The sequence below is a fragment of the Halobacillus alkaliphilus genome (assembly GCF_900113125.1).
In the GTDB taxonomy this organism is placed as follows: Bacteria; Bacillota; Bacilli; order Bacillales; family Halobacillaceae; genus Halobacillus; species Halobacillus alkaliphilus.
This window is the reverse complement of the sequence record NZ_FOOG01000005.1, coordinates 25040-47637: the sequence shown is the minus strand read 5'-3', so window position 1 is coordinate 47637 and position 22598 is coordinate 25040. Positions and strand designations below refer to the sequence as shown.

Below are 22598 nucleotides of genomic sequence, written 5' to 3'. Positions count from 1 at the left end.
TTTATTTCTTAATTTTTGCTTGTTTAATTGTTGTTTCTCGAATCTTTAATTCGTTGTCAACCATGCAAATTCTTTCTACCTCTGTCTCCTCCAGGATTCCTACCAGCAATCTAGCGGCCGCGTACCCCATTTCAAAAGTATCCTGGGCAATGGTTGTAAGCGGAGGTGATACATAAGACGCAAGCGCAATATCATCGTAACCGACAATGGAAAGGTCTTCGGGAACTCGCAACCCATGTCGTCTGGCTGCTCTCATCACACCAAAAGCCATTAAATCACTTGCGCAGAAGACTGCCGTTATCTCGGGATGATGCTGTAATAATTGAAAGGCCTTCTCTTCTGAAATAGCCTCATCATAATCACCATTAACAACTAATCTAGGATGAAAAGTCTTTTCAAGATTTTCAAGCCCTAGCTTAAACCCTTTTAATCGCTCCTGGCTTACAAAAGCCTGATCGTGCCCGTTTACCATAGCAATTTTATCATGTCCAAGACTTACAAGATGGTCAATTGCTTTCATAGCTCCTTCAACATTATCAGTTGTTACGAAACCTACTTTTTCCCCTTCTGCGGGAACATCTACTAATACACAAGGGATGTCACTATTAAGAATTTCAATGAGATATGGGTCATCTTTTTTAATACCTTGTACAATGACACCATCTACACGACGCTCCCGGCATAACTGTGTGTATGTTTTTTCACCTTGGCGAGACGTAGAAGTACTGAAAAGAACAATATCATATTCATACTCCCCGCAATACTCGTGGATCCCTGTAAGGACGTCCATAACTATATGATCCTTTGAACCGCTTCGATTTAACCCTGAAACTAACAATCCGATGGTCTTTGTTTTTTTCATGACAAGACTACGGGCTAGGGCATTAGGACTATACTCAAGTTCTTTAGCAATATCGTGGATACGCTGCTTTGTTTTTATACTCACATCCGAATAACCATTTAGCGCTCTCGAAACGGTTGTGATGGAAACACCCGCAGCTTTAGCAATGTCTTTTATTGTACTCATCGTATTCTCCTAGCTTTCCAAAACGTTTTGGTTATTGCTTGTGATTAAGTATAAAACAAAATGAAAACGGTAACAACCATTTTCAGAAAATTTATAAACTCATTTTTGATGATTGGTTTTCTATTTCTAAACTAAAAACCTGTGGATATCAATGGTGCCATTAGAGAGGGTCCATAAGGGGAGGGAAAAGAAACCTAAATGAAAGAATTAAAAAAGAAGCATCCTCTACACTTTAGAGGATGCTTCCTTTTCTGTCGCAGACGCACGATGCTTAATCTCATAGGGAATAATGATACGCTTCGCAGGCTCCGACCGGTCTTTCACTTTTTCAATTAAACACTTAGCCGCCTGGCTGCCGAGCTGGTAAATGTGAATATCTACAGTGGTAAGCGGTGGCCTGGTTACCTCGGACAAATACACGTTGTTAAAACTGACAATCGAAACATCCTGAGGCACCCGTTTACCGAATTCCTCAAGCATATTCACCACGCCAATACTCATAAGATCGTCTGCAATTACGAGGCCGGTAGGAGGGTCAGGAATACTAAACAACTCATGCACCGCCTGGCGCCCGCCTGATTTTAAGAATTCGGTATGAATCCGGTAATCCTTTAAGAATGGTAAACCTGCTTCTTTTAGGGCCAGCTCGTAACCTCTCATTCGATCTATCGTCACTATTCTGTCCTGAGAGCCGCCGATGAAACCAATATTTTCGTGGCCGAGATTAATGAGATGGCTCGTAATGTCTTTACCGGCTCTAACATTATCGTTATCCACATGAGTGATTTCATCCACACGTTCTGACGGCTTTCCAACTACGACGAAGGGAAAATCCTGCTCGAGCAGAAAATTCACAACCGGGTCATCGATTTGGGAATATAGCAGGATAATTCCATCGACACGGTTGCTGTAGACCATCCGTTCGACGCCTTCCTGCATTTCTTCATCCGTTTCCCCTGTACTCAGAAGCAGAGAATAATCTAAGTGATGAGCAACCGCACTGATTCCCCTCAATACTTCTGGAAAAAACGGGTTTTGAAGCGCCTTGTCTGCACTGGTAGGCATAACCACTCCAATGGACTGGGTTGACCGATTAGCCAAGTTTCGGGCATTGGCATTCGGATGATACCCCATTTCTTTCATCGCTTTTTTTACACGCTTCTTTGTTGCCGTGCTGATCCTTGGGTGGTCAGCAATGACTCGTGAAACGGTGGACGGCGCTACCCCTGCAGCTTTAGCTACTTGTTTAATGGTTACTCCCAACACGATCACCTTCTATTTTTAAACAGTCTTTTTTAAATAATATATCTAATGATAACAGAAATCCAGACAGGCTTATAGAAACCGCTGATTTCATTCACAAAAAGAAGATGCCCTATGTAAGTACAAAAGACATCCTCTTTAAATTAAGCTGAACACCTTACAGATTAGCCCTTCGTACCTCCGGCTGTCAATCCTGAGACAAAGTATTTCTGCAAGGAGAGAAACAATATAGAAATTGGCAGGGCGATCAAGACCGATCCGGCTGCAAAAAGGGTGAATTCATTCCCAAATTGATCAGCAATTAATTCATATAAACCTACAGCCAACGTGAATTTTTCTTCTGTACGGAGTAAAATTCTGGCTAAAATAAAGTCGGTAAACGGTGTAATAAAGGTAAATAGAGAAACGACAGCAATCATTGGTTTTGCAAGCGGAAGCACAATTTGCCAGAATACACGGAAATTCCCCGCTCCATCCATACGTGCTGATTCATCCAGCTCTTTTGGTATCGTATCTAAGTACCCTTTCATTAAGTACGTATTCATCGGTATGGCTCCTCCTGTGTACACAAGAATGAGCGCAAGATGCGTATCCAATAGATTCGTTAAGTTCGCGAGTGCATAGATGGCAATGAGGGCGGCAAAGTTTGGAATCATTTGCAGGATCAAGAACGTCATCAGTCCGTTTTTACGTCCGTAGAAACGAAACCTGGAAAAAGAGTAGGCTGTCATACAGACAAGCGCTACGGAAATCGCCATCGTCAACAGGCAGATCTTTAACGTATTCCAATACCAGATTAAATAATTACTTTTCTCTAAATCAAATAACTCCCGATAGTGCTTTAATGTGGCATCGGATGGAATGATTGATGAGCCTGATAAACTATTCCCAGGGTTAAGTGAAGAACCGATAATCCATAGGATCGGATACAGGATAATCACTACCATGGCAATGATCACTACATAGGATAGGGTCAACTGTAAAATTCGTTGTTTATTTGGTCTCATATTACATCATATCCTCTTCTTGAAATGATTTCGTTCTTCTGAATTGCCATAAGGCCACAGTTATAACGATAAGGGAAAGGATCATAGTAATGGCGGCCGCTTTTCCATATTGCGCCGATGTCATAGTCAGGGAGTAGATCCACGAAATCAGAATATCGGTTCCTCCTGCATTTTGATCAGGAACGGCAGGACCTCCTCCATTAAAAAGGAAAATAACGTTAAAATTATTAAAATTAAACGTATATTGCGTAATCAGAATCGGGGCTGTTGCATAAAGCACAAGCGGAAGTGTAATGCCTTTGAACTTCTGCATAATTGTTGCTCCATCGACTTCTGCCGCTTCATATAATTCATTCGGAATCGATTGCAGAACCCCTGTAACCATTGCGAAGATAAACGGGAAACCGAGCCACGTTTGAATCATGATTAAAGCAATCTTGGTGTAAGTAGGATTAGTCAGCCACGGAATATCCCCCAGGCCGAAAATAGCCATAATGTCTTCATTAATCGTACCAAACGTTTCGTTAAACATCCCTGCAAATACGAGAATAGACACAAATGCCGGAACGGCCCAAGGCAATATGAATATGGTACGGATCGTTTTTTGCAGAACGATCCCTTTCTGGTTCATTAAGACAGCAAGGAAGATTCCAAGAGCTACTTGCAGCGTAGTAGCCCCAAACGTCCAAATAATCGTCCACGCAAGTACACTAAAGAACGTGTTACGCCAGATCGGGATCTGGAAGATCTCTATAAAATTCTGGAAACCGACCCACTCTACTAAATTGGCAGGCGGCGAATGGTATAAATCATAATTAGTAAAAGCTAATAAGATTACAAAAAGAATTGGAAAGATAACCACAAATATCAGCAGCAGAAAACCGGGAGTCATCATTAAATATGGGAATCCTCCGCCTACCAGGTTTTGATATTGCTGCCGTATGGAATTAGGGTGTTCATTTAGGTCCCTCTGTTTCCCCACTTTAAAAGCATCATTAAGATTCAGTACATAGATACCTAAACCAAGAATGGTAATTAATACGGTAAGTATACCTTCTACAAGCAGGACAATGGAGTGATCATATGCGGGATCGCTTCCAAGGGTAACTAATCCCCAGAATCCAAACTGCAGTAAATCCGAAAAGGCCACGAAGAAGGATCCAGTCAATACGAGAAAGATCAACCCTTTCAGCCACTGTTTATTATAAAATTGTCCGAAGCCTGGAATGATTGAAAGCGCGAGCGCAATTTTGCGTTTATTTGTTGAAGGTTTATTTCCCTGCTCCCCCATGTTCAGTCTCCTTTCACTTTCTGTATGTATGGGTAAAAAAGGAAAGCAGTACCCGGTTAAAGGGGTACTGCACAGCCCTATTCGTTCCCTGAGTGATTCAGTTCAATTTGCTTACTAATTGTGTCTGTCGCCTCATTTAAAGCATCTTCTGGTGACGACTTTCCAGTTGCGATCAATTGAAGCGCTTGAGCCATTGGTTCCCACACTTCACTCATTTCAGGAGTGTTTGGCATAGGAATGGCACGCTCAGACTGAACAGCTACCGCATTCGCTCTTTCATCATCGGCAATAATTGGGTCTTCAATTAATGATTTGATCGGTGGAATTTCATTCGTTTCTTCAAAGCGGATCTTTGAATTTTCTTCGTTCGCAATCCACTTAATCAATTCAGAAGCCCATTCTTTATTTTCAGAAGCTGAAGATAAATGCCAACCCTTCACACCAACGAATGTTTGTGGATACTCACCATTAGGTAACTTAGGAAGTGGTGCTACACCATAATCAATCCCGGCTTCATTAAGCGCCTGGAAAGCCCACGGTCCGTCCATCATTGATGCAACTTTTCCATCCTGGAAAAGACCGTCTTTGGCTGATCCACCACTCTCCCCAACGATACCCGCCGGGAATATCTCTTCATACCATTTCTGAATATAGTTGGCACCTTCAATAGCTCCTTCATTGCTTAAACCAAGATCCTGTGGATTAGGAGAACCGCTTTCTTCGCCAAATACATAGCCTCCATAACCGCTCATAACAGAGTTGGCAAAGTAGAAGTTATCCCACAAAGCAAGAAAGCCGTACTGTTCACCCTGTGTAAAGTCTTTAGAGAATTCGAGTACTTCCTCAAAGGTTTCAGGTGCTTTGTCCATATGTTCTTTGTTGTAGATAAATACCGGGGTTTCTGTTGCTTTTGGAAGACCGTAAAGTTTTCCATCATAGGTTTCAGCTTTAACAGAAGCTTCCGTGTACTTGTCCGTAACGGATTGCTCATATTCAAGAGGAGAAATCAAGCCTTCAATTACCAACTGGCCGATTTGATCATGAGGCAGTGTCAATACGTCTGGCCCTGTGCCTGCCGGGCCATCTAAACGCAGTTGTTCACGCATTTTAGAGGACATGTCCAATTCTTTAAACTCCACTTTAATACCGTGTTCTTCTTCAAAACTTTTAATTGCCGGCTCAAGAGCGACGCCTTTATCTTTATCCTCCCAGATCACCAGTTTTTCTGGTTTTTCAGGCATTTCACCTTCCGCAGAACTGCTGTTTTCTTCACTATCCGAGCTTGCTTCTTGCTCTCTTTCTGGTGCACAAGCAGCCAAAATTCCTACGGTCAGAAAAACAATTAACAATGCACTTAACCATCTCTTCATCAACATAGACCCCCTGATTTTTTACTATTCTATGTATGCGATCTACCAATCTAGTGAAACCGATTGCACACATCTCGGTTTTTATTATACAAGCTTTTACAAATAATGCAAGCGGTTTCACTAGAATCTATTTAAAGGAATATTAGAATTAAAATCCCTACAAAATAATCAATTATACGTTATTTCTTAAGATTGACGGACCGCTCTTTTCTGTTATAGATTATTAGAATAGCTAGAAAAAATAATGCAATCGGTTGTTCAGAAAGGATGATGATTTTGATAAAAGAAGCCGTCTATCACAGACCCGGCAATAATTTTGCCTATGCTTATGATTCTGAAACCATTCATATTCGACTTCGTACGAAAAAAGAAGATATGAGAAGGGTATCTCTCATTCATGGAGATCCATATATATGGAAAAAAGGGGAATGGCAGACAGAAGAAAAGCCGATGGAAAAGACCGGTAGTGATGAGTTATTTGATTACTGGTTCACCTCTTTACAACCTCCATACCGACGACTCCGTTATTCATTCAAACTCGAAAGTGAAAAAGAGACGGCTGTATTTACGGAAAAAGGGTTCTTTACTGAAGCACCTCTCGATGAAATCGACTACCATTTTTGCTTTCCTTTTCTAAATTCTGCTGATGTGTTCAAGGCTCCCCAGTGGGTAAAAGACACGGTCTGGTATCAGATTTTCCCGGAACGGTTTGGGAATGGTGACCCTTCCCTCAATCCGGAAGGTACCCTGCCATGGGGTAGCGAAGCACCTAAACAGGACAGTTTTTTTGGCGGAGATTTCCAAGGCGTAATGGATCACCTGGATTATCTAACCCAACTTGGAATTTCCGGGATCTATTTTACGCCGATTTTCAAAGCTCACTCTAATCATAAATATGATACAACGGACTATATGGAAATTGACCCGCAGTTTGGGGATAAAGAGACCTTTCGCAAGCTGGTAAAGGCCTGTCATGAAAAAGGGATCCGTGTGATGCTTGATGCGGTCTTTAATCATAGCGGCTTTTATTTTGCACCTTTTCAGGACGTACTTAAACGCGGAAAGAACTCCCCCTATTCGGAGTGGTTCCATCTTTGGGAAGACAAAGTGAGCACAACTCCCTCTCCAAATTACGATGCGTTTGCTTTTGAATCGTATATGCCCAAGCTGAATACCGAGAATCCTGAAGTAAAGCAATATCTCCTGGATGTTGCCCGCTACTGGATTGAGGAATTTGATATCGATGGCTGGCGACTGGATGTAGCCAATGAAGTCGATCATTCGTTTTGGCGTGAATTCCGCCGCACCGTTAAAGAGATCAAACCGGATGCTTACATCCTCGGCGAGATCTGGCATGACTCCATGCCGTGGCTTCAGGGAGATCAATTTGATGCAGTTATGAATTATCCGTTTACCAATGCTGTTATCCACTTTTTCGCTAAACGTAACATAAGCCTTACCCGATTTAAGCATCAGCTTGCTCACGTACAGCATATGTATCCAGCTCCGGTGAATGAGGTATCCTTTAACCTGCTTGGCAGTCATGATACACCGCGGGTTCTGACCTATGTGGAAGAGCATAAACCAACCGCAAAACTCATGTACTTGTTCCAAATGTCCTACGAAGGGACCCCTTGTATCTACTATGGGGATGAGATAGGCATGACCGGTGGAGAAGACCCGGGATGCCGGAAATGTATGGTATGGGAGGAAAATGAACAAGATCAGGAATTATTCGTTTTTCTTCAGAACATGATTTCATTGCGCAAAACAGAGCCAGCGTTTGGAAGTGGGGGCAGCTTTCAATTTATGGATTATGGTGAAGAACTGCTTGCTTATGAAAAACGTTCGGATGAGCAGAGACTTCTATTTTTCATCAACCCTTCTGATCAATCTAAAAAGGCTGAGGCTTCTGCAAGAAGAAGTATTGAAAGGGACGAAAATTCAACCGTTCATGATGATGGAATAGTCGTTGCTCCATATGGTTATGTCATCATTGAACTCTAATTAGCATATATAACAATCTTCTTGAGGTGGCGCACCCTTTTTTCATTCTCATTGCAAATTTAAACGTATAGTGAATTTCTTTTAACCCGAAGAAGATGAAGGTTTACTCTACCATTAGAGGGTAATAAATAATCTAAAACGTCAGGCTCATTGAGAGCCTGACGTTTTCTATTTCTATCTGATTACGAGTTTATGTCCGCTAATGATCTTTTCGCTTTTATTTTTCCTCTCGTATCCCATCTTATGTTCCCACAAGTCCCACTTTACAACATTAAACTTAAAGAAAGTCTACAGGTCAGTAGTTCCTTTTCACGTTCTGCTTTTTCCCTGGTCTTCAAGAGTCTTTTTGGAAGGTGACCTGGTGAGACTCGCTCCTCTTCGAAGGGGTGCAACACAGTTCCTTAATTGTGCATTTTATCGATCTTAAAAGACCTCTTACCTTTATTCCCATGACAACCTTGGTTTTCAATCTTATACTAACCTTAAGAAATCAATAATTTAAAGGATGATCCAAGTGAAAGTCTTACTCGACGTCGACCATAAGTATGAAGAAACAAGCGTCACTATTCACTGCATGGAAATGGATGATTCCATTAAAGACATCTTAGATTACTTAAATCAACAAAAGACGGAATTCATCATTGGAAAAAAGGGGGAGGAACAACACATTTTAAAGCCGGATCAAGTGCACTACTTTCATTCTGAGGGAGATTCAGTACTGGCTGCTACTTCAGAAGGCAGATTTAAAGTAAAAGAGAAACTATATGAGCTGGAAGAAATTCTATCCCCACGGAAATTTATACGCCTTTCCAAGTCTGTGATCGCCAATCTCTATGAAATCAGTCATTTTGAACCTTCCTTTAACGGAACATTATCGGTACATTTTCGTTCTGGAGTAAAAGAGTATGCTTCTAGACACTATGTGGCAGGTATTAAAGAAGTCTTACGAATAAACAGGAGGGAGAAATAAATGAAAACGTTTCTATTTAGAAGTTTAATCGGCATCTTTTTTGGGGGATTTTTAGCTGTACTAATTACGTATTCGATCATTTTCTTTGGCGATCAAACTACGCTTGATTCGAGTCTTTTTGTAAAGAACTCTTTAGGTAACATATTTTGCGGATGGTTGTTTTCGGTGACTCCTCTTTACTTTGAGATTCGTTCTCTGAAGCTTTCCCAGCAAACGGCCTTGCATTTTGTAACCGTCATGGCCGCATACTTTATTTTGGCTTATGGTATTGGATGGATTCCACAAGGAATAGCCAGTGTCTTACTATTTACAGTAGTTGCTCTCCTTCTCTACAGTGTCATTTGGACAGCATTTTATCTCTATTATAAATACCAAATAAGAAAAATTAACGAGGATCTAAAGCATATTCATTAAACAACTATTCAGGCCCTTCTAATAAAAAGCGGCAACAAGCGTTCACGAACCTCAGCCTGGACGCTTGTTTGATTATCCATCATAATAGAGGAAGTGACATTTCTTCTTCCCGAACCACATTTGGTGTTAGGTTACCTGTAATAATGGGAAGACTGTATAAGGAAGTCATTTTGAGAAACTAGAATTAGAAAAGGAGTGGATAACATGAACAACAGTCATTTTGACAAGATTAAGAACGGGGAAGGTTTCATTGCTGCGCTTGACCAGAGCGGAGGCAGTACGCCAAAGGCATTAGCAGATTACGGTGTACCGGAAGATTCTTATTCAAATGAGGACGAAATGTTCGATCTGGTTCACCAGATGCGTACCAGACTTATTACTTCACCTTCCTTCAATTCCGATCAAATTCTAGGGGTCATTCTATTCGAACAAACGATGGACCGCGAAATTGAAGGCAAATACACGGCCGATTACCTGTCCGACAAAGGGATCGTACCTTTCTTAAAAGTAGATAAAGGACTGGCCGATCAGGAAACTGGCGTTCAACTCATGAAGCCTATTCATGATTTGGATGATACACTGAGCCGTGCTAATGAACGCAATATTTTCGGTACAAAAATGCGTTCTGTCATCCACGAACCGAATACAATCGGTATCAAAGCTGTCGTGGAGCAGCAATTCGAAATCGGCAAACAGATTCTTGACTATGATTTAGTCCCTATCATCGAACCAGAAGTTAACATTCACAGTGAGGATAAAGAAAAATCCGAAGAAATCTTAAAAGATGAGATCCTTAAACAGTTGAATGAATTGCGTGAAGATCAAAATGTTATGCTGAAGCTTTCCATTCCAACGAAAGCAAACACATACAAAGAATTGATTGACCACCCACGTGTACTTCGTGTCGTCGCTCTGTCAGGCGGTTATTCCCGCGATGAAGCGAATGAAAAATTGAAAGAAAATCATGGTCTTATTGCAAGTTTCTCCAGAGCGCTTATCGCTGATTTAAATGCCAATCAGTCTGAAGAAGAATTTGATGCATCACTGAAAGGTGCTGTAGATTCTATTCATGACGCTTCTGTTAATAAGAAATAAAGCACATTGAAAGTGTCGGGTTTACTTTTACGTAAACCCGGCACTTTTTTACGTTTACCACAAGTAAAAATACCATCATTGCTTTTAGGCAATGATGGTTCCCTTATACGAGCATGAATATTTTAGATTATAGCGCTTCTTTGTAGCGCTGATAATACGCTTCCACATTATTGAGCAACAAAAGCTCTGTGTACAAATAGGTTTTTACATTAAAATCGTTAAAATCAATATTGGTCAGCTCTTGAATTTGTTTAATCCTGTAGTTAAGGGTATTCGGATGGATGAATAACTCGTTAGCGGTCTGCTTTCCTTTTCCATTGTTCGCAAGATAGACCTCTAGCGTACGAAGAAGATCCGTTTGTTTCTCTTTATCGTTCTGGATCAGGGTCAACAAATCATCGCTGTAGTAATCTTCAGAGCTGTTTTTTTCATATAAAGCCGCTAGATAGCGGTAGATACCAAGTTTGGAAAACTCTCTGGGCATCGTTTCTGGACGAGGGGTAATAAAGTTCGCAATCTCGATTACCTCAAGGGCCTCCAGAAAACTCTTCCGCATGTTAGCGAGGGTGGTATATTCTTTCCCTACCCCAATTAGGAAGTTGTAAAATTCATCTTCCTCACTATGCTCTTTGATCTCATCAATCAAGAACCTCGCCAGGTTGCGTGAGGAGAATTCTTCCTGTTGAACACCGTGAACGACAAGAATCATCTGGAATTCGGTCTTAAGAAAATGAACACTTTTTCTTAAGGAAAAGTCCTGAATAGCTTTTTGCAGATAATCCAGCATGTACTTATACCGTGGAGCAGTAACTGAAAAAACGACGACAGAAAAACGATCCGGGATGGTGAGTTTAGCGAGAGTGGCGTCATGACGAAACTGGCTTTCACTGTCGTATTCATGGTGAAGAAGTTTCCAGAGGAGATCCTCTCTCCTTCCTTCCTTAGCATTCATCCGTTCATAAACATCATAGATTAATTTGCCAAGATGAGGCGTTACCTCTTCCAAAAATGTCAGTTCTTCAGTGGTGAGCAGTTCATCGGACTCCTGCACCCAAATGTACCCCATTGTGTATCCTAAATGCTTAGCAGATATAACGATGCGCTGATGAAAACCCAGTTCCTCAATCGGTTGAATCCGGATCGGATCCTGACGTTTCTCGAGCCTTTGCACGATTCCCTCTTTTTTTAAACGATCAATAATGAAGAGGGGGCATTTCTTTGAGAGAATTGTCTTTTGCTGGGTTAGATCGAATTCCTCAATAGAAGAGCTGTAAGAAATCAATTCAAAGTTTTTATTTTCAATAATGACGGGCTTGCGCAGTTTGGAACTGATCAGCTCAGTTGCTTTATGGATATCCTCTACTTGAAGAATTAACTCGTTAATTTCCATCTGAATCCTTACCTTTCCAAGTAGAATGGTTGCACTTGTTTATTCTCCATTATAGCGATATCTTCAAGAAATCAAAAGCAAAAGAAAAAAGCTCCCCCGAAAACGGGAGAGCTTTATACTCATTCATCTTAGAATTTTTCTGAAATGGTTTTCGCTTGCATGTGAAGAGCCAAGTAATCTGGGCCGCCGGCTTTAGAGTCCGTACCGGACATTTTGAAGCCGCCGAATGGCTGGTAGCCGACAATTGCGCCTGTGCAATTACGGTTGAAATACAGGTTACCAACGTGGAAATCTTCTTTTGCTTTTTCCAAGTGTTGACGGTTGTCAGAAATAACCGCGCCTGTCAAACCATATTCGGTGTTGTTAGCAATATCGATCGCTTCATCGAAGTCCGCTGCTTTTGTGAAGCAGACTACTGGGCCAAAGATTTCTTCCTGCTGCATGCGGGAATTAGGTGCAAGATCAGCGAATACAGTAGGATCGATGAAGTAACCTTTAGAATCATCGCCTTTACCGCCGGTCATTAAGCGACCTTCTTCTTTACCTACTTCCATATAGCCCATGATTTTATCATAAGCAGACTGATCCACGACAGGTCCCATATACACATTGCCTTCAGAGGCATTTCCTACTGTTAATTCTTTCGTGCGTTTTACAACCATATCAAGCAGTTCGTCGTAAACGTCTTGATGGACTACAGCACGGGAACCGGATGAACATTTCTGTCCGGAGAAACCGAACGCAGACGTAATAATGGCATCTGCTGCCGTTTCAAGGTTCGCCTGGTTATCGACGACTACGGTATCTTTACCGCCCATTTCAGCGATAACTTGTTTCAAGTGGTTCTGACCAGCTTGAAGCTCGGCTGCACGCTTGATAATACGTGTACCTACATCACGGGAACCTGTGAAGGAGATTAATGCGGTTTTCGGGTGATCGACAAGATAGTCACCTACATCTTTACCGCTTCCTGGTACATAGTTTAATACGCCTTTTGGAAGACCGGCTTCTTCCAGTACTTCTACGAATTTAGCAGCAATAACCGGGCTGTTACTTGCTGGCTTCATGACTACTGTGCTTCCTGTTACAAGAGGAGCTACTGTAGTACCTGCCATAATAGCAAAGGCAAGGTTCCATGGTGGAATTACAACAGCTACACCAGTAGAAGTGTAAATATAACGGTTTTGCTCGCCTGGACGGCTTTCTACAGGTTTACCATCTTTTAATTCGATCATTTGACGACCGTAATATTCAAGGAAATCAATCGCTTCAGCAGTATCAGCATCCGCTTCTTTCCAAGGTTTACCTACTTCGTAAACTAAGTATGCAGAGAATTCATGCTTACGGCGGCGAATAATGCTCGCTGCACGGAATAGTAACTCAGCACGTGCGCGCTCAGACCATTTTCTCCAGCTTTCAAAAGCCTCTGATGCAGACTGAACTGCTTTTTCAGCAATGTCCTGGTTAGCTTTGGAAACAGAGCCTACAAGCTGCTTTGTATTAGCTGGGTTAGTGGATTCGATTTGCGCATCCGTACGAATGCGCTCCCCATCTACTAATAAGTCATGTTTTTGACCTAGTTCTTCTTTTACTTGTTTTAGTGCCTCTTCAAATGCTTTTACATTTTCCTCTTTTGAAAAATCTGTGAATGGTTCGTGTTTGTATGGTGTGACCATGATAAAAACTCCCTTCAAGAATTAAATTAAATTATTTACTAAAGATTCCTTTTATAGCAAAGGCTATGTTGGCTGGCCTTTCTGCTAAGCGCCTCATAAAGTATCCATACCAGTCTTCTCCATAAGGAAGATAGACGCGTACGGTGTATCCTTCATCTTTCAAGTCTTTCTGCATTTGGTTTCTCATGCCGTAGAGCATTTGAAACTCAAATTGATCTCTTGAGATTCCGTGTTCTTCAGCTAATTTCTTCGTATAGTCGATGATAGCATCATCATGACTGCCGACAGCTGTGTAGTGGCCATTCAACAGATTCGTTTTAATCAGTCGTTTTAAATTCTCATCCACTGATTGCTTCTCCGTGAAAGCCACTTTCCCTGATTCCTTGTATGCTCCCTTCACGAGGCGCAAGTAAGGATCATAAGGCAGAAGTTCCTTTAAATCTTCCTCTGTAGAATAGAGGTACGATTGAAGCACGGTTCCGAGATTGTCATATTTCGCCTTCAAGGTTTTGTACATATCAAGGGTGGCCTGGCACCTCGAAGAGTCTTCCATATCAATCGTTACCGTTACATCGTATTTCTTGGCTTCTTCCAAGATTTCCTCCATATTTTCCTTTACAAGCTGCTCACTGATATCCATTCCGAGTGAGGTTAATTTCAAGGAAACTTCAGAGTTCAATTGATTACGAGCAATGGACTGGATCGTTTCGATGCATTCCTGCTTCCGCTCTTTCGCTTCTGATTCGGAATTGACGAACTCACCAAGGTGGTCCACTGTCACTTCCAAACCTTCCTCGTTAAGTTGCTCAATCAATGGAATTGCCTGGGAGAATTCCTCTCCGCCTACAATCTTGTCAGCCCCAAACCTGGATCCATATCGTTTTGCTAAGCGGTCTAATACCTTGTTGTTTGACAGGTACAAGAAAAAGTTCTTACTTATGGCTTCCAAGACCACCACACTCCTTCAATCCTCTATTTCTTGTTTATTTGGAGTTTTAATTTCGATGGAATTCAAACAATTTCATCTGTTAAGAAAATTATAACGATTAATGGGTTGGAGCTTCAACGTGCTCCAACCACAATCTTTACCACCTTGTTTTATGGTAACCCCACAATAACGAAACTGTTTTAGCTAATTTAAGCAACTCTAGCTAACTATTATTTCAATATATCGAGCGTACTAGCAGGTGTTCCCACTTCAATAAAGGATCAAACCATTTCCACTCTTTTCTTTTATTTCCAATAGGCAGGTTTCCCGTAGCTATGATACAGCTCTTCTTCAAATCCCCGGGTAACCGATTTATTTTTTTGATACATCGGTCCTTTTTCAATTCCTTCAAGGGTTAAGGAAATGTGAATTTCATCTTCGCTCCAATTGGCTTCCTTAATCCAATCTGGAGATATTAGCGTCAACGGATGGGTGGACCAGCTGCCCGTATTAACTATAAAATAACGGATAGTCCATGATTCTTCTTCAATAAGAATATCTGTGATATAACCGGCGTGTTCATCTTCAGCAAATACATCCGCGTGACTGAAGACCCCTTTCATATGGTTGACACTTCTTAAATGATTAGATCGATCTGGAGCACTGACGGCTGTCTGCTGGCTCGCTGCTTCTGAAGCGGAGTTGAGCGGTGTATCCTGTTCGCCCCAGACGCTTTCACCAGCCCAGTATTGACTCCAGTTGAAACGGTCAGCAAACTCAGCTTCTTTTTCGGGGTCCATTTCTTTCTCATTACGTAAGCCGGCTCCTTCCCGTAAGTCTTCACGAGTGTGGTTGACTTCAATAACTTTCTTTTCAAAATCAATTCGGCTGATCGCTGAAGGGGATAAGTAAATAATTTGATCTGGGAACCATTTCTCGGATGCAATGGTTAAATAACGAATCGTATAATTCTCATCATCAAAATATAAATCTTTGATTTTTCCCATTTCACCATCTTGAGCTACGAGAGTTAACTTCTCTAAACTAGTAGCATTCAAAAACATAGTCTTTCACCTCTTCATAGAATTTGTTTATTACTAGACAATTCCCACTCCCCTTTAAGGATTAAACGGGAAAATAGTAGTTTTTGTTATATTAAAATAACCCTGGAAGGTTTTTATACCTTTCAGGGTCTTTGAAATAAACGATCTCAGCTTCCAACGACAGCTTTTCGTAAATGATCGGCAAACGCCATAAGCTTGTCCATATCCGATACATCTTCTTCGAATAAAGGGACTTCTACTAATTCCTGCGCTGAGAAACTTTCTTTGATTTGTTTAAGGTAGGTCTGTTCCTGTCGTCTTCTCCGCTCTAAGAACGTGCCATCAGCGTGTGAGGGAAGTACTTTATTTATAATTAGTGTCCGAATGGGAAGGTCATGCTGGGCAAGCTGTTTGATCGCCTGTTTTGTCTCTAGTATAGGCAGCCGCTCCGGAATGAGAACAAAAATAAAGCCCGTTTGCTTTTCATCAAGAATAATTTCGCGGACAGCTGCAAATTTCTCTTTTCGTTTTTGTAAAATAGTAAATATCGGATCTTCTACAGGTTCTCCGTCATTGAGCAGCTCCGTATAGTTCTCGTTTGTTTTTCGACGGCGCTCAAGCATTCCGTCAATCCAGACCGACATCAGCTCAGGTAAGGAGAGCAGCCGCACTGTGTGGCCGGTAGGGGCTGTATCAAACACGATTTTATCAAAGTTCGGTGCTTCATCTAGAATGATAGAGATCAGCCGGTCGAACAAGGCCGCTTCATCCGCTCCCGGCGAAGCACTGGCCATGTCGATCTGCCGGTGCACTTCCTCCACCATTTTGGATTTCACCAGTCCTTCTAGGTTTTCTTTTACTTCCTGAATGTAGCGCTTTGATTCCTGTTCCGCATCCACTTCCATTCCCCACAGATTGGCGTCAAGTTTTGTTTTCTCATGCTCCAGCTTTTCATGGAATATATCCCCGAGATTATGCGCAGGGTCTGTGGAAACAACCAGCGTTTGATACCCTTCTCTGGCAAATGCTGCTGCCATTGCAGCGGAGGATGTCGATTTACCGACACCTCCTTTTCCACCAACAAATACGATCTTATTCCCCTGTAAGTGATTCATAGAATATCTCTCCTTCTTTTCTTTGTCAGCAGCAGCGGATTCCATCGAGCGGTGATTTCTCCATGCCCATCCGCAAATGCCAGTCATGGAATTTTTCGATAATGTAAGGGTACAGTTCCAACGTATAATAAAAAGCAGGGTTCGGGATGCCGAGCATGTCTGAATAGACTAGCAGCATAAATAAGTCATCTTCATCTCTCAGTTCTCTGGCAATTTCCTGCTTGTGAGGGAGACTGAGCACTTCATCGTACCACTCAATAAGATTCTTCAATGAAAATTTTTTGTCCATTCATTACCCTCCTGTTTCAGCTTGAAGCTCGCGCTTATAGGCTTCATGGTTTTCAACGAGCTTTCCATTTATAAAAATAGCATTGTATTTCATTTGGAATAGAATATACTTCCCGGCTTTTACAAAAGAGAGATGCCGTTCCTTCACTTGTTTTAGAAAATAGAGGGAAATTGCCAGCATATTTCTAGGGTCAAGGAATGTAATCTGCACTAGGTCTCCGTATTCCCGTTCTGTTTCCTGATATAGTCTTCCTAAGGCTTCCCTGTCTTCTTCATGATGTTTGAATTCATCCTGCATATGAATCAATCCATCACGGTCGCTGCAAATTCCGCCGCAGCACCCCATCCCGACCTCCTGCTCTGGACGAATGATCATGACTTCCACCATTATTGAATCCTCCTTTTATTCCCTCTAAATTCCTTGTTAGTTTCCCAGTAAAGGTCACATTTGTTGAAGACTCAGTTTCGAGATAAATGGGTCCTTTACGTTAGATGGATAAGGGTTGGTGGGGAAATAACTCGTCTCGTTCTTACACGCTCATAAGTCATAAGCGTAAATCAGGACATAAACGACGATAAGTGCTATCCAGCTCCAGCACCTATTGAGACTTCCCTCATTTCTGTACGATAAGTCAACATCGAATCGCTTCGCTCTTCGTGTTTCCTTTATTTCCGCAGCTCAGTCCATACGCCGCTGACCAAGGTGCTTCCGCTTTTAACCAGGGAGTCTTGCCATTTCCCCACCAACCCAGCGATTTCTTGTGAACGGACCCTGCTATAGGAGAAAGGAGTCATACTGCATCTGCCTCGAATGCTTATAGTACAGGGTTCCTACACTTAAATACACGTAAAAACCAGGGTTTAATCATAGATTATCCTTGTTCATTGGAAGGTGTTTATGGAGAGAATTTCGAGCTCTCCATGATCGCAATGGGGCGGAAGGGAACGGCGAAGACTCCTGCGGGATGAACATGATCGGTGAGATCCCGCAGGGCTGCTAAGCCCGAGGAAGCTCAGCACATGCCCGCGGAAAGCAAGACGTTCCCTGAAGCCCCTTTCTCTACCCAATACCTCGAAATCGAGTCTTCAACTCTCCGGCCCTTTTGTTTAAGAAGACTCTTTTGAAAAATCTATACAAGCTTTTTCTACACGGTCTCCATTAAAGATGAAAATAGGAAAGCCGCACGCTGGTACGTGCGACTCTTATTTTTACGCACTCTTTTGTACAGAGTCGCGGTCACTCTTAAATATAGCTGATGCAGCTGTTAATAGAATCCAGAAAGTGAAGATAAGAATGATGGCTCCAAAAGTAAATAACATCCAGTCACTGCCTCCTGCCCAAGGCGCCCATTCTCCAAGTACCTGGGTAATCATCGCCCATAAAGTCATGAACATAAGGAAAACCATCGGAATCAGGGTTGGCCAGTAGCTTCGTCCCAGTCGTTTCAGCCAGATAGAAACAAGTAATAAACTGATGCCGGCAAGCAATTGGTTGGAAGTACCAAACAAAGGCCATAACAGATAACCGCCAGAACCAAATCCTTTAGGTCCCTGAGGAATCAAAGTCAAGGCCGCACTGGAAACTACCGCAACGGTAGTAGCTACATGCATTTTCGTAAGGGGAGTGACTTTATACTCGGTCCCAAGTTCTGCGATGATATAACGCATTAATCTGACAGACGAGTCCAGCGTAGTTGCGGCAAAACTCACTACAATAACGGAAACAATCGTTGAAGCAACAGCTACGGGAATCCCCAGTCCTGATGCGAGCTGTCCGGCTCCCTGGATAAACACCCCAAGACCTGCACTGCTTGCAGCTGTAAAACTGCTGTAAGTTGCTGTGAATTCTCCTGCTGTAGGGAAGAAAGTAACTACTGCAATAATCGCAACTAATGCGAGCGCCCCTTCCCCTACAGAACCTAAATAGCCTACAAATCTGGCGTCCATTTCATTGTTCAGCTGTTTGGAAGACGTTCCCGATGATACCAGCCCGTGGAAACCAGAAATCGCTCCGCATGCAATCGTAATGAATAAAAGCGGGAACCATGACGTATCTGCTGTAGAATTCGTCACGGGAGCCGTGATTTCCGGATTGGTGAAAAGTAAACCTAAATACAATAATCCAAGCCCGACGATCAGCTGGTGAGAGTTAATGTAATCACGAGGCTGAAGTAGCTTCCATACAGGAAGAGTAGAAGCGATATATACATAAACCATCAACACCACAATCCACACGAAAAATGCCATGGATGTGGCACTAAGTCCAAAGGCAGAGGATGCTCCTTCGCCCCCGAAATATTTTACTAAGTCAATTTGCAAAACATCAACGTAGCTAGCTACAATTGCTGCCAAATACATAACAGCCAGTGCTACGATGGAAGGAAGCAGCATATTCCCTTTTTTCTTGTACACGCTGTATCCAATCCAAATCGCCAGAGGAATTTGAATAAACACAGACACTACACTTGCTGGGAATGAAATGAACAAGTTGGCAATAACCCAGGCAAACACAGCATTGACCATCAGTACTAATAATAGAATTATGAATAAAAACAGCACTTTCGCTTTTTGACCGATCAGCTTGCTCGCCAGGGTCCCCACTGATTGTCCCTTATTCCTAACCGATAATACTAACGTACCAAAATCGTGGACTCCCGCTGCAAAAACGGTACCAAGTAGCACCCACAGTACCGCCGGCAGCCAGCCCCAATACACGGCAATAGCGGGACCAACAATTGGCGCAGCTCCAGCAACAGACGTAAAATGATGCCCCCATAGTACAAACTTATTAGTCGGGACAAAATCGACCCCATCCTTATATTGATGGGCGGGTGTTACATAGTTCGGATCCAGCTTATAAATTTTCTCAGCAATGAATTTCGAATAATATCTGTAGCCGAGAATAAAAACAATACCTCCAACTACCGCAAGCCAAATACCACTCACAATACCCCTCCTTCATTATGTATGCGCTTCCATACTTATGATATTATACTACAATTTTTTCCTATTCATCAACGCTATTGACTGATTTATCAAAAAATTCAGCCTAATGTAGGAGGTATTGTCGATTGTGATATTTGTAAGGAGGACTAGAAAGTTAAGCAGATATGAATGACGACCTTTAGTGTTAATAAGCAGAAGAACCTATACAAAAAGCTTACAGACTCAATTTGAATAAGAGCCTGTAAGCTTATAATTACAAAACTATTCGGATGCAATACGGCCCAGGAAGAAGCCGTCAACTTGATCCATTCTTCCGCGCCAGAAGAATTGACCTTCGGCGGGAGTAGGGCTTGAATCCCCGTTATATACTTGAGCATTTTTCAGATGAATATAGCTTACGTCTTCTTGATTTTGATCCTCAGCATTTTGGCTGGCCTCGGACAGCTTTTCGCTGATTTGTTTTGAAACATCATTTCCCCCTTCAAAAGATTGACTGGCGGAATCTAGATATTTCTGCGCTGATACCGTTGTCCCAGTTACCAAAGCACCATTAATGTTCAAAGTGATATCCAGGGAAAAACCGTGTTGATTAGCAGCTTTCACATAAGTCATGAGTAAATCGTCCATATTATCTTCTCCCTTCTATAATTACTACTTTTAGTTAGTAGTATCATCATTGCTTGATAGTGACGTTTTATGCTTTTTACTTTGAGAATCTTTGTTTTCATTATCCTGTTCTTTGGATGCTGCTACTTCTTCATGTGAAGAGTTTGCAATTTTCTCTTGAGTGGTTGAGGACTGCTGTTCATCGGCAGAAGAATTTTCTTCTTGCTGCTTGCTTTCTCCGGAATTACTTGGCTGTTGACTCTGTTCTGATGAATTATTGTCTGGCTCAAACTGCTTAATTCCTGAAGACTCGCTTCCTTGCTGGTTATTTTCTTCTGATGTGTTTTTTTCCTGCTGTTGACGTTCCTCAGAAGAATTGCTTGTCTGCTGGTCATTATTAGACGATGCGGAATTTTCTTGTTGATTCTGCTGCCCGTTTCCTTGAGAATTACCTGATTGCTGGTTGGATGCTTCAGAGCTTCCACTCGGCTGCTGTTGGCGTTCCTCGGAAGAGTTGCTTGATTGCTGCTCGTTATTAGAAGGTGCGGAATCTTCTTGTTGATTCTGCTGCCCGCTTCCTTGAGAATTACCTGATTGCTGGTTGGACGCTTCAGAGCTTCCACTCGGCTGCTGTTGGCGTTCCTCGGAAGAGTTGCTTGGTTGATTTTGCTGACTGTTTTCCTCGGAAGAATCACTGGATTGCTGTTGATTCTCAATAGGATTCGTATTGATTAAGGTCGTTTTAGAGCTTCCACTAGCATTATCGCTTTCAGATCTTCTGAATCTGCTGGCTACACTGCTGGTTCTTTCTTTCGTTTTGTCTTTAAAACTCTTAAAGCCAGAACCCGCCTTTGAGCCTGCTTCACTCACTTTAGTTCCAGCACTTGAAGTTGCTTCTCCTACTTTGCTGCCAGCTTCGCTAAGTTTAGAACCTGCTACAGTACCAACTTTACTGACTTTTGACCCGGCTTTACTTACATTTTCTTTCAAAACCGCTCGTTTACTTCTACTGCCTTCTTCTTGATCATTCGTGTGCTGGTTTTCTGGTTCAGAGTTGCTATTCTGATTTTCAGTAGAATTATTATTTTCCTTCTGAGACGTATTCTCATCATCAGAGGATTTCAATTTCTTAGCAGTTGTCATTAACCCAGCTGCCAAACCTATGGCACTTCCAATAACCGCTCTTGAAGTTGTACTATTTACGTCAAATTTTGACTTCTTTGCACGGTCATCTTCAGTGTGTAGACTAGTTTTTTTATCACTCATGATTGGTCCTCCTTTTTTTACTTAATATCGAGTGTTTTGGCTCATGTTTTTTTCCAATTGTTCTAAACGCTTGGAAAGCTGTTCGTTTTCTTTTTCTAATTCCTTAGTGTTCTGCTCAGCGGCTTTGGAGCTTAGGAATGGATCTGTTTCCCACCAGTCCATACCAATTTCTTTTGCTTTATCTACAGAAGCGACAATCAGGCGGATTTTGATGGTCAATAGTTCAACATCTGCTATACCGACCCTGATATCACCTGCAATTACAACACCTTTATCTAATACCGTTTCCAGTACATCTACGATACTATTAGACTGTGTGGACTGTTCGATAGCCATGTGTTGAACCTCCTTTTATTACAATAAGTTTCCTAATGGACCCAGATCGATGTTCAAATCCTCATCTTCTAATTCAAAAATATCTTTAAGCTCATCCATTTTCACTTCCAGATTCATAAGGGCTACCCCTAACTTCTCAATTTCTTCTTCGGTTAAGGTGCCGCCATCCACTCTCCTTATAGCATGGCGTTCCACAAGCTGGCGGAGTAATTCTATCACTGTTAAAACCAGCTGGGCGAGACCTTGTTCTGCCCCTTCTGGATCTAATTCAATCCGTCCACTTTTCACTGGCTGATGCTCAAGATCGCTCTGTGACATATTCGAGTGCCTCCTTTTCTTCATCCATACGTTCAGAGGAAATGGATTTTGCTCCTTGCTGGTTCGATTGCACTAAAGTTTCTACGGCTGAAATCAATACTCGTAAATCCAGATAGACGAGATCAATCCCGGCAATGGAAATGACAAGGTCTCCTTTAATGGCTACTCCTTTATCCAAAACGGTATCCAGGATATCAATCAGAGAAATATCTTTATTTTCGTATTGTTCTCTTTCACTCATC

22 protein-coding genes are annotated in these 22598 nt (G+C 42.0%); 4 read left to right on the top strand and 18 right to left on the bottom strand.

The window, feature by feature from the left end; genetic code table 11:
• Window position 1: 1 nt before the first annotated feature.
• From BMZ06_RS04700 to BMZ06_RS04680, 5 genes are all read right to left on the bottom strand, one after another.
• Entirely contained in the window at window positions 2-1027 is a 1026-nt protein-coding gene (locus BMZ06_RS04700; protein WP_089750628.1) for a LacI family DNA-binding transcriptional regulator, read from the bottom strand.
• Between the two features lie 225 nt (window positions 1028-1252).
• Window positions 1253-2290: a LacI family DNA-binding transcriptional regulator gene (locus tag BMZ06_RS04695; protein ID WP_089750626.1), complete on the bottom strand. Its 1038-nt coding sequence runs from the start codon at window positions 2288-2290 to the stop codon at window positions 1253-1255.
• 164 nt (window positions 2291-2454) lie between these two features.
• Complete coding sequence (locus BMZ06_RS04690; protein ID WP_089750624.1) at window positions 2455-3297, bottom strand: sugar ABC transporter permease; 843 nt, start codon at window positions 3295-3297, stop codon at window positions 2455-2457.
• Between the two features lies 1 nt (window position 3298).
• On the bottom strand, window positions 3299-4588 hold the full coding sequence (locus tag BMZ06_RS04685; RefSeq protein WP_089750621.1) for a carbohydrate ABC transporter permease: 1290 nt from the start codon (window positions 4586-4588) through the stop codon (window positions 3299-3301).
• Between the two features lie 77 nt (window positions 4589-4665).
• On the bottom strand, window positions 4666-5958 hold the full coding sequence (locus BMZ06_RS04680) for an extracellular solute-binding protein (protein ID WP_089750619.1): 1293 nt from the start codon (window positions 5956-5958) through the stop codon (window positions 4666-4668).
• A gap of 276 nt (window positions 5959-6234) precedes the next feature.
• Between BMZ06_RS04680 and BMZ06_RS04675 the strand changes: the two genes are divergently transcribed.
• The 4 genes from BMZ06_RS04675 to BMZ06_RS04660 all read left to right on the top strand — a co-directional run bounded on the left by BMZ06_RS04675 (window position 6235) and on the right by BMZ06_RS04660 (window position 10444).
• Complete coding sequence (locus BMZ06_RS04675; protein WP_089750617.1) at window positions 6235-7965, top strand: alpha-glycosidase; 1731 nt, start codon at window positions 6235-6237, stop codon at window positions 7963-7965.
• Between the two features lie 514 nt (window positions 7966-8479).
• A complete protein-coding gene (locus BMZ06_RS04670) occupies window positions 8480-8935 on the top strand; it encodes a LytTR family DNA-binding domain-containing protein (RefSeq protein WP_089750615.1) in 456 nt (151 codons plus the stop codon).
• Window positions 8936-9349, top strand: a complete 414-nt coding sequence (locus BMZ06_RS04665) for a DUF3021 domain-containing protein (protein ID WP_089750613.1) — start codon at window positions 8936-8938, stop codon at window positions 9347-9349.
• A gap of 204 nt (window positions 9350-9553) precedes the next feature.
• Entirely contained in the window at window positions 9554-10444 is an 891-nt protein-coding gene (locus BMZ06_RS04660; RefSeq protein ID WP_089750611.1) for a fructose bisphosphate aldolase, read from the top strand.
• Between the two features lie 127 nt (window positions 10445-10571).
• On the opposite strand, the gene BMZ06_RS04655 is transcribed toward BMZ06_RS04660, so the two are convergent.
• The 13 genes from BMZ06_RS04655 to BMZ06_RS04595 all read right to left on the bottom strand — a co-directional run bounded on the left by BMZ06_RS04655 (window position 10572) and on the right by BMZ06_RS04595 (window position 22597).
• Entirely contained in the window at window positions 10572-11834 is a 1263-nt protein-coding gene (locus BMZ06_RS04655; protein ID WP_089750609.1) for a PucR family transcriptional regulator, read from the bottom strand.
• A 128-nt stretch (window positions 11835-11962) separates the two neighbouring features.
• Window positions 11963-13510: an L-glutamate gamma-semialdehyde dehydrogenase gene (pruA, locus tag BMZ06_RS04650; RefSeq protein ID WP_089750608.1), complete on the bottom strand. Its 1548-nt coding sequence runs from the start codon at window positions 13508-13510 to the stop codon at window positions 11963-11965.
• Between the two features lie 31 nt (window positions 13511-13541).
• Window positions 13542-14459 carry a proline dehydrogenase family protein gene (locus BMZ06_RS04645; protein WP_089750605.1) on the bottom strand — a complete coding sequence of 306 codons (918 nt, stop codon included), beginning with the start codon at window positions 14457-14459 and terminating at the stop codon, window positions 13542-13544.
• A gap of 284 nt (window positions 14460-14743) precedes the next feature.
• Window positions 14744-15502 carry a PRC-barrel domain-containing protein gene (locus tag BMZ06_RS04640; protein WP_089750603.1) on the bottom strand — a complete coding sequence of 253 codons (759 nt, stop codon included), beginning with the start codon at window positions 15500-15502 and terminating at the stop codon, window positions 14744-14746.
• 146 nt (window positions 15503-15648) lie between these two features.
• Window positions 15649-16596, bottom strand: coding sequence for an ArsA family ATPase (locus BMZ06_RS04635; protein WP_089750601.1), 948 nt, complete (start codon window positions 16594-16596; stop codon window positions 15649-15651).
• A gap of 25 nt (window positions 16597-16621) precedes the next feature.
• Window positions 16622-16885, bottom strand: coding sequence for a cory-CC-star protein (locus BMZ06_RS04630; RefSeq protein ID WP_014644354.1), 264 nt, complete (start codon window positions 16883-16885; stop codon window positions 16622-16624).
• 3 nt (window positions 16886-16888) lie between these two features.
• Window positions 16889-17272, bottom strand: coding sequence for a hypothetical protein (locus BMZ06_RS04625; RefSeq protein ID WP_089750599.1), 384 nt, complete (start codon window positions 17270-17272; stop codon window positions 16889-16891).
• An 821-nt stretch (window positions 17273-18093) separates the two neighbouring features.
• On the bottom strand, window positions 18094-19830 hold the full coding sequence (locus BMZ06_RS04620) for a carbon starvation CstA family protein (RefSeq protein WP_089750598.1): 1737 nt from the start codon (window positions 19828-19830) through the stop codon (window positions 18094-18096).
• 261 nt (window positions 19831-20091) lie between these two features.
• Window positions 20092-20457, bottom strand: a complete 366-nt coding sequence (gene gvpU, locus BMZ06_RS04615; protein ID WP_089750596.1) for a gas vesicle accessory protein GvpU — start codon at window positions 20455-20457, stop codon at window positions 20092-20094.
• 30 nt (window positions 20458-20487) lie between these two features.
• Window positions 20488-21702, bottom strand: a complete 1215-nt coding sequence (locus BMZ06_RS04610; protein ID WP_089750595.1) for a hypothetical protein — start codon at window positions 21700-21702, stop codon at window positions 20488-20490.
• Between the two features lie 21 nt (window positions 21703-21723).
• Window positions 21724-22038, bottom strand: coding sequence for a gas vesicle protein (locus tag BMZ06_RS04605; protein ID WP_089750593.1), 315 nt, complete (start codon window positions 22036-22038; stop codon window positions 21724-21726).
• An 18-nt stretch (window positions 22039-22056) separates the two neighbouring features.
• Window positions 22057-22356, bottom strand: coding sequence for a gas vesicle protein K (locus tag BMZ06_RS04600; protein ID WP_014644360.1), 300 nt, complete (start codon window positions 22354-22356; stop codon window positions 22057-22059).
• Window positions 22337-22597 (bottom strand): gas vesicle protein, encoded by a 261-nt coding sequence (locus BMZ06_RS04595; protein ID WP_014644361.1) that lies wholly within the window; start codon window positions 22595-22597, stop codon window positions 22337-22339. The genes BMZ06_RS04600 and BMZ06_RS04595 overlap by 20 nt, the downstream gene beginning before the upstream one ends.
• Window position 22598: the final 1 nt, after the last annotated feature.

Coding starts and splice junctions, on each gene's coding strand:
- BMZ06_RS04700 (WP_089750628.1), bottom strand. CDS start 1,027: ATGAGTACAATAAAAGACATTGCTAAAGCTGCGGGTGTTTCCATCACA.
- BMZ06_RS04690 (WP_089750624.1), bottom strand. CDS start 3,297: ATGAGACCAAATAAACAACGAATTTTACAGTTGACCCTATCCTATGTA.
- BMZ06_RS04685 (WP_089750621.1), bottom strand. CDS start 4,588: ATGGGGGAGCAGGGAAATAAACCTTCAACAAATAAACGCAAAATTGCG.
- BMZ06_RS04680 (WP_089750619.1), bottom strand. CDS start 5,958: ATGAAGAGATGGTTAAGTGCATTGTTAATTGTTTTTCTGACCGTAGGA.
- BMZ06_RS04665 (WP_089750613.1), top strand. CDS start 8,936: ATGAAAACGTTTCTATTTAGAAGTTTAATCGGCATCTTTTTTGGGGGA.
- BMZ06_RS04660 (WP_089750611.1), top strand. CDS start 9,554: ATGAACAACAGTCATTTTGACAAGATTAAGAACGGGGAAGGTTTCATT.
- BMZ06_RS04655 (WP_089750609.1), bottom strand. CDS start 11,834: ATGGAAATTAACGAGTTAATTCTTCAAGTAGAGGATATCCATAAAGCA.
- pruA (WP_089750608.1), bottom strand. CDS start 13,510: ATGGTCACACCATACAAACACGAACCATTCACAGATTTTTCAAAAGAG.
- BMZ06_RS04640 (WP_089750603.1), bottom strand. CDS start 15,502: ATGTTTTTGAATGCTACTAGTTTAGAGAAGTTAACTCTCGTAGCTCAA.
- BMZ06_RS04635 (WP_089750601.1), bottom strand. CDS start 16,596: ATGAATCACTTACAGGGGAATAAGATCGTATTTGTTGGTGGAAAAGGA.
- BMZ06_RS04630 (WP_014644354.1), bottom strand. CDS start 16,885: ATGGACAAAAAATTTTCATTGAAGAATCTTATTGAGTGGTACGATGAA.
- BMZ06_RS04625 (WP_089750599.1), bottom strand. CDS start 17,272: ATGGTGGAAGTCATGATCATTCGTCCAGAGCAGGAGGTCGGGATGGGG.
- gvpU (WP_089750596.1), bottom strand. CDS start 20,457: ATGGACGATTTACTCATGACTTATGTGAAAGCTGCTAATCAACACGGT.
- BMZ06_RS04610 (WP_089750595.1), bottom strand. CDS start 21,702: ATGAGTGATAAAAAAACTAGTCTACACACTGAAGATGACCGTGCAAAG.
- BMZ06_RS04605 (WP_089750593.1), bottom strand. CDS start 22,038: ATGGCTATCGAACAGTCCACACAGTCTAATAGTATCGTAGATGTACTG.
- BMZ06_RS04600 (WP_014644360.1), bottom strand. CDS start 22,356: ATGTCACAGAGCGATCTTGAGCATCAGCCAGTGAAAAGTGGACGGATT.
- BMZ06_RS04595 (WP_014644361.1), bottom strand. CDS start 22,597: ATGAGTGAAAGAGAACAATACGAAAATAAAGATATTTCTCTGATTGAT.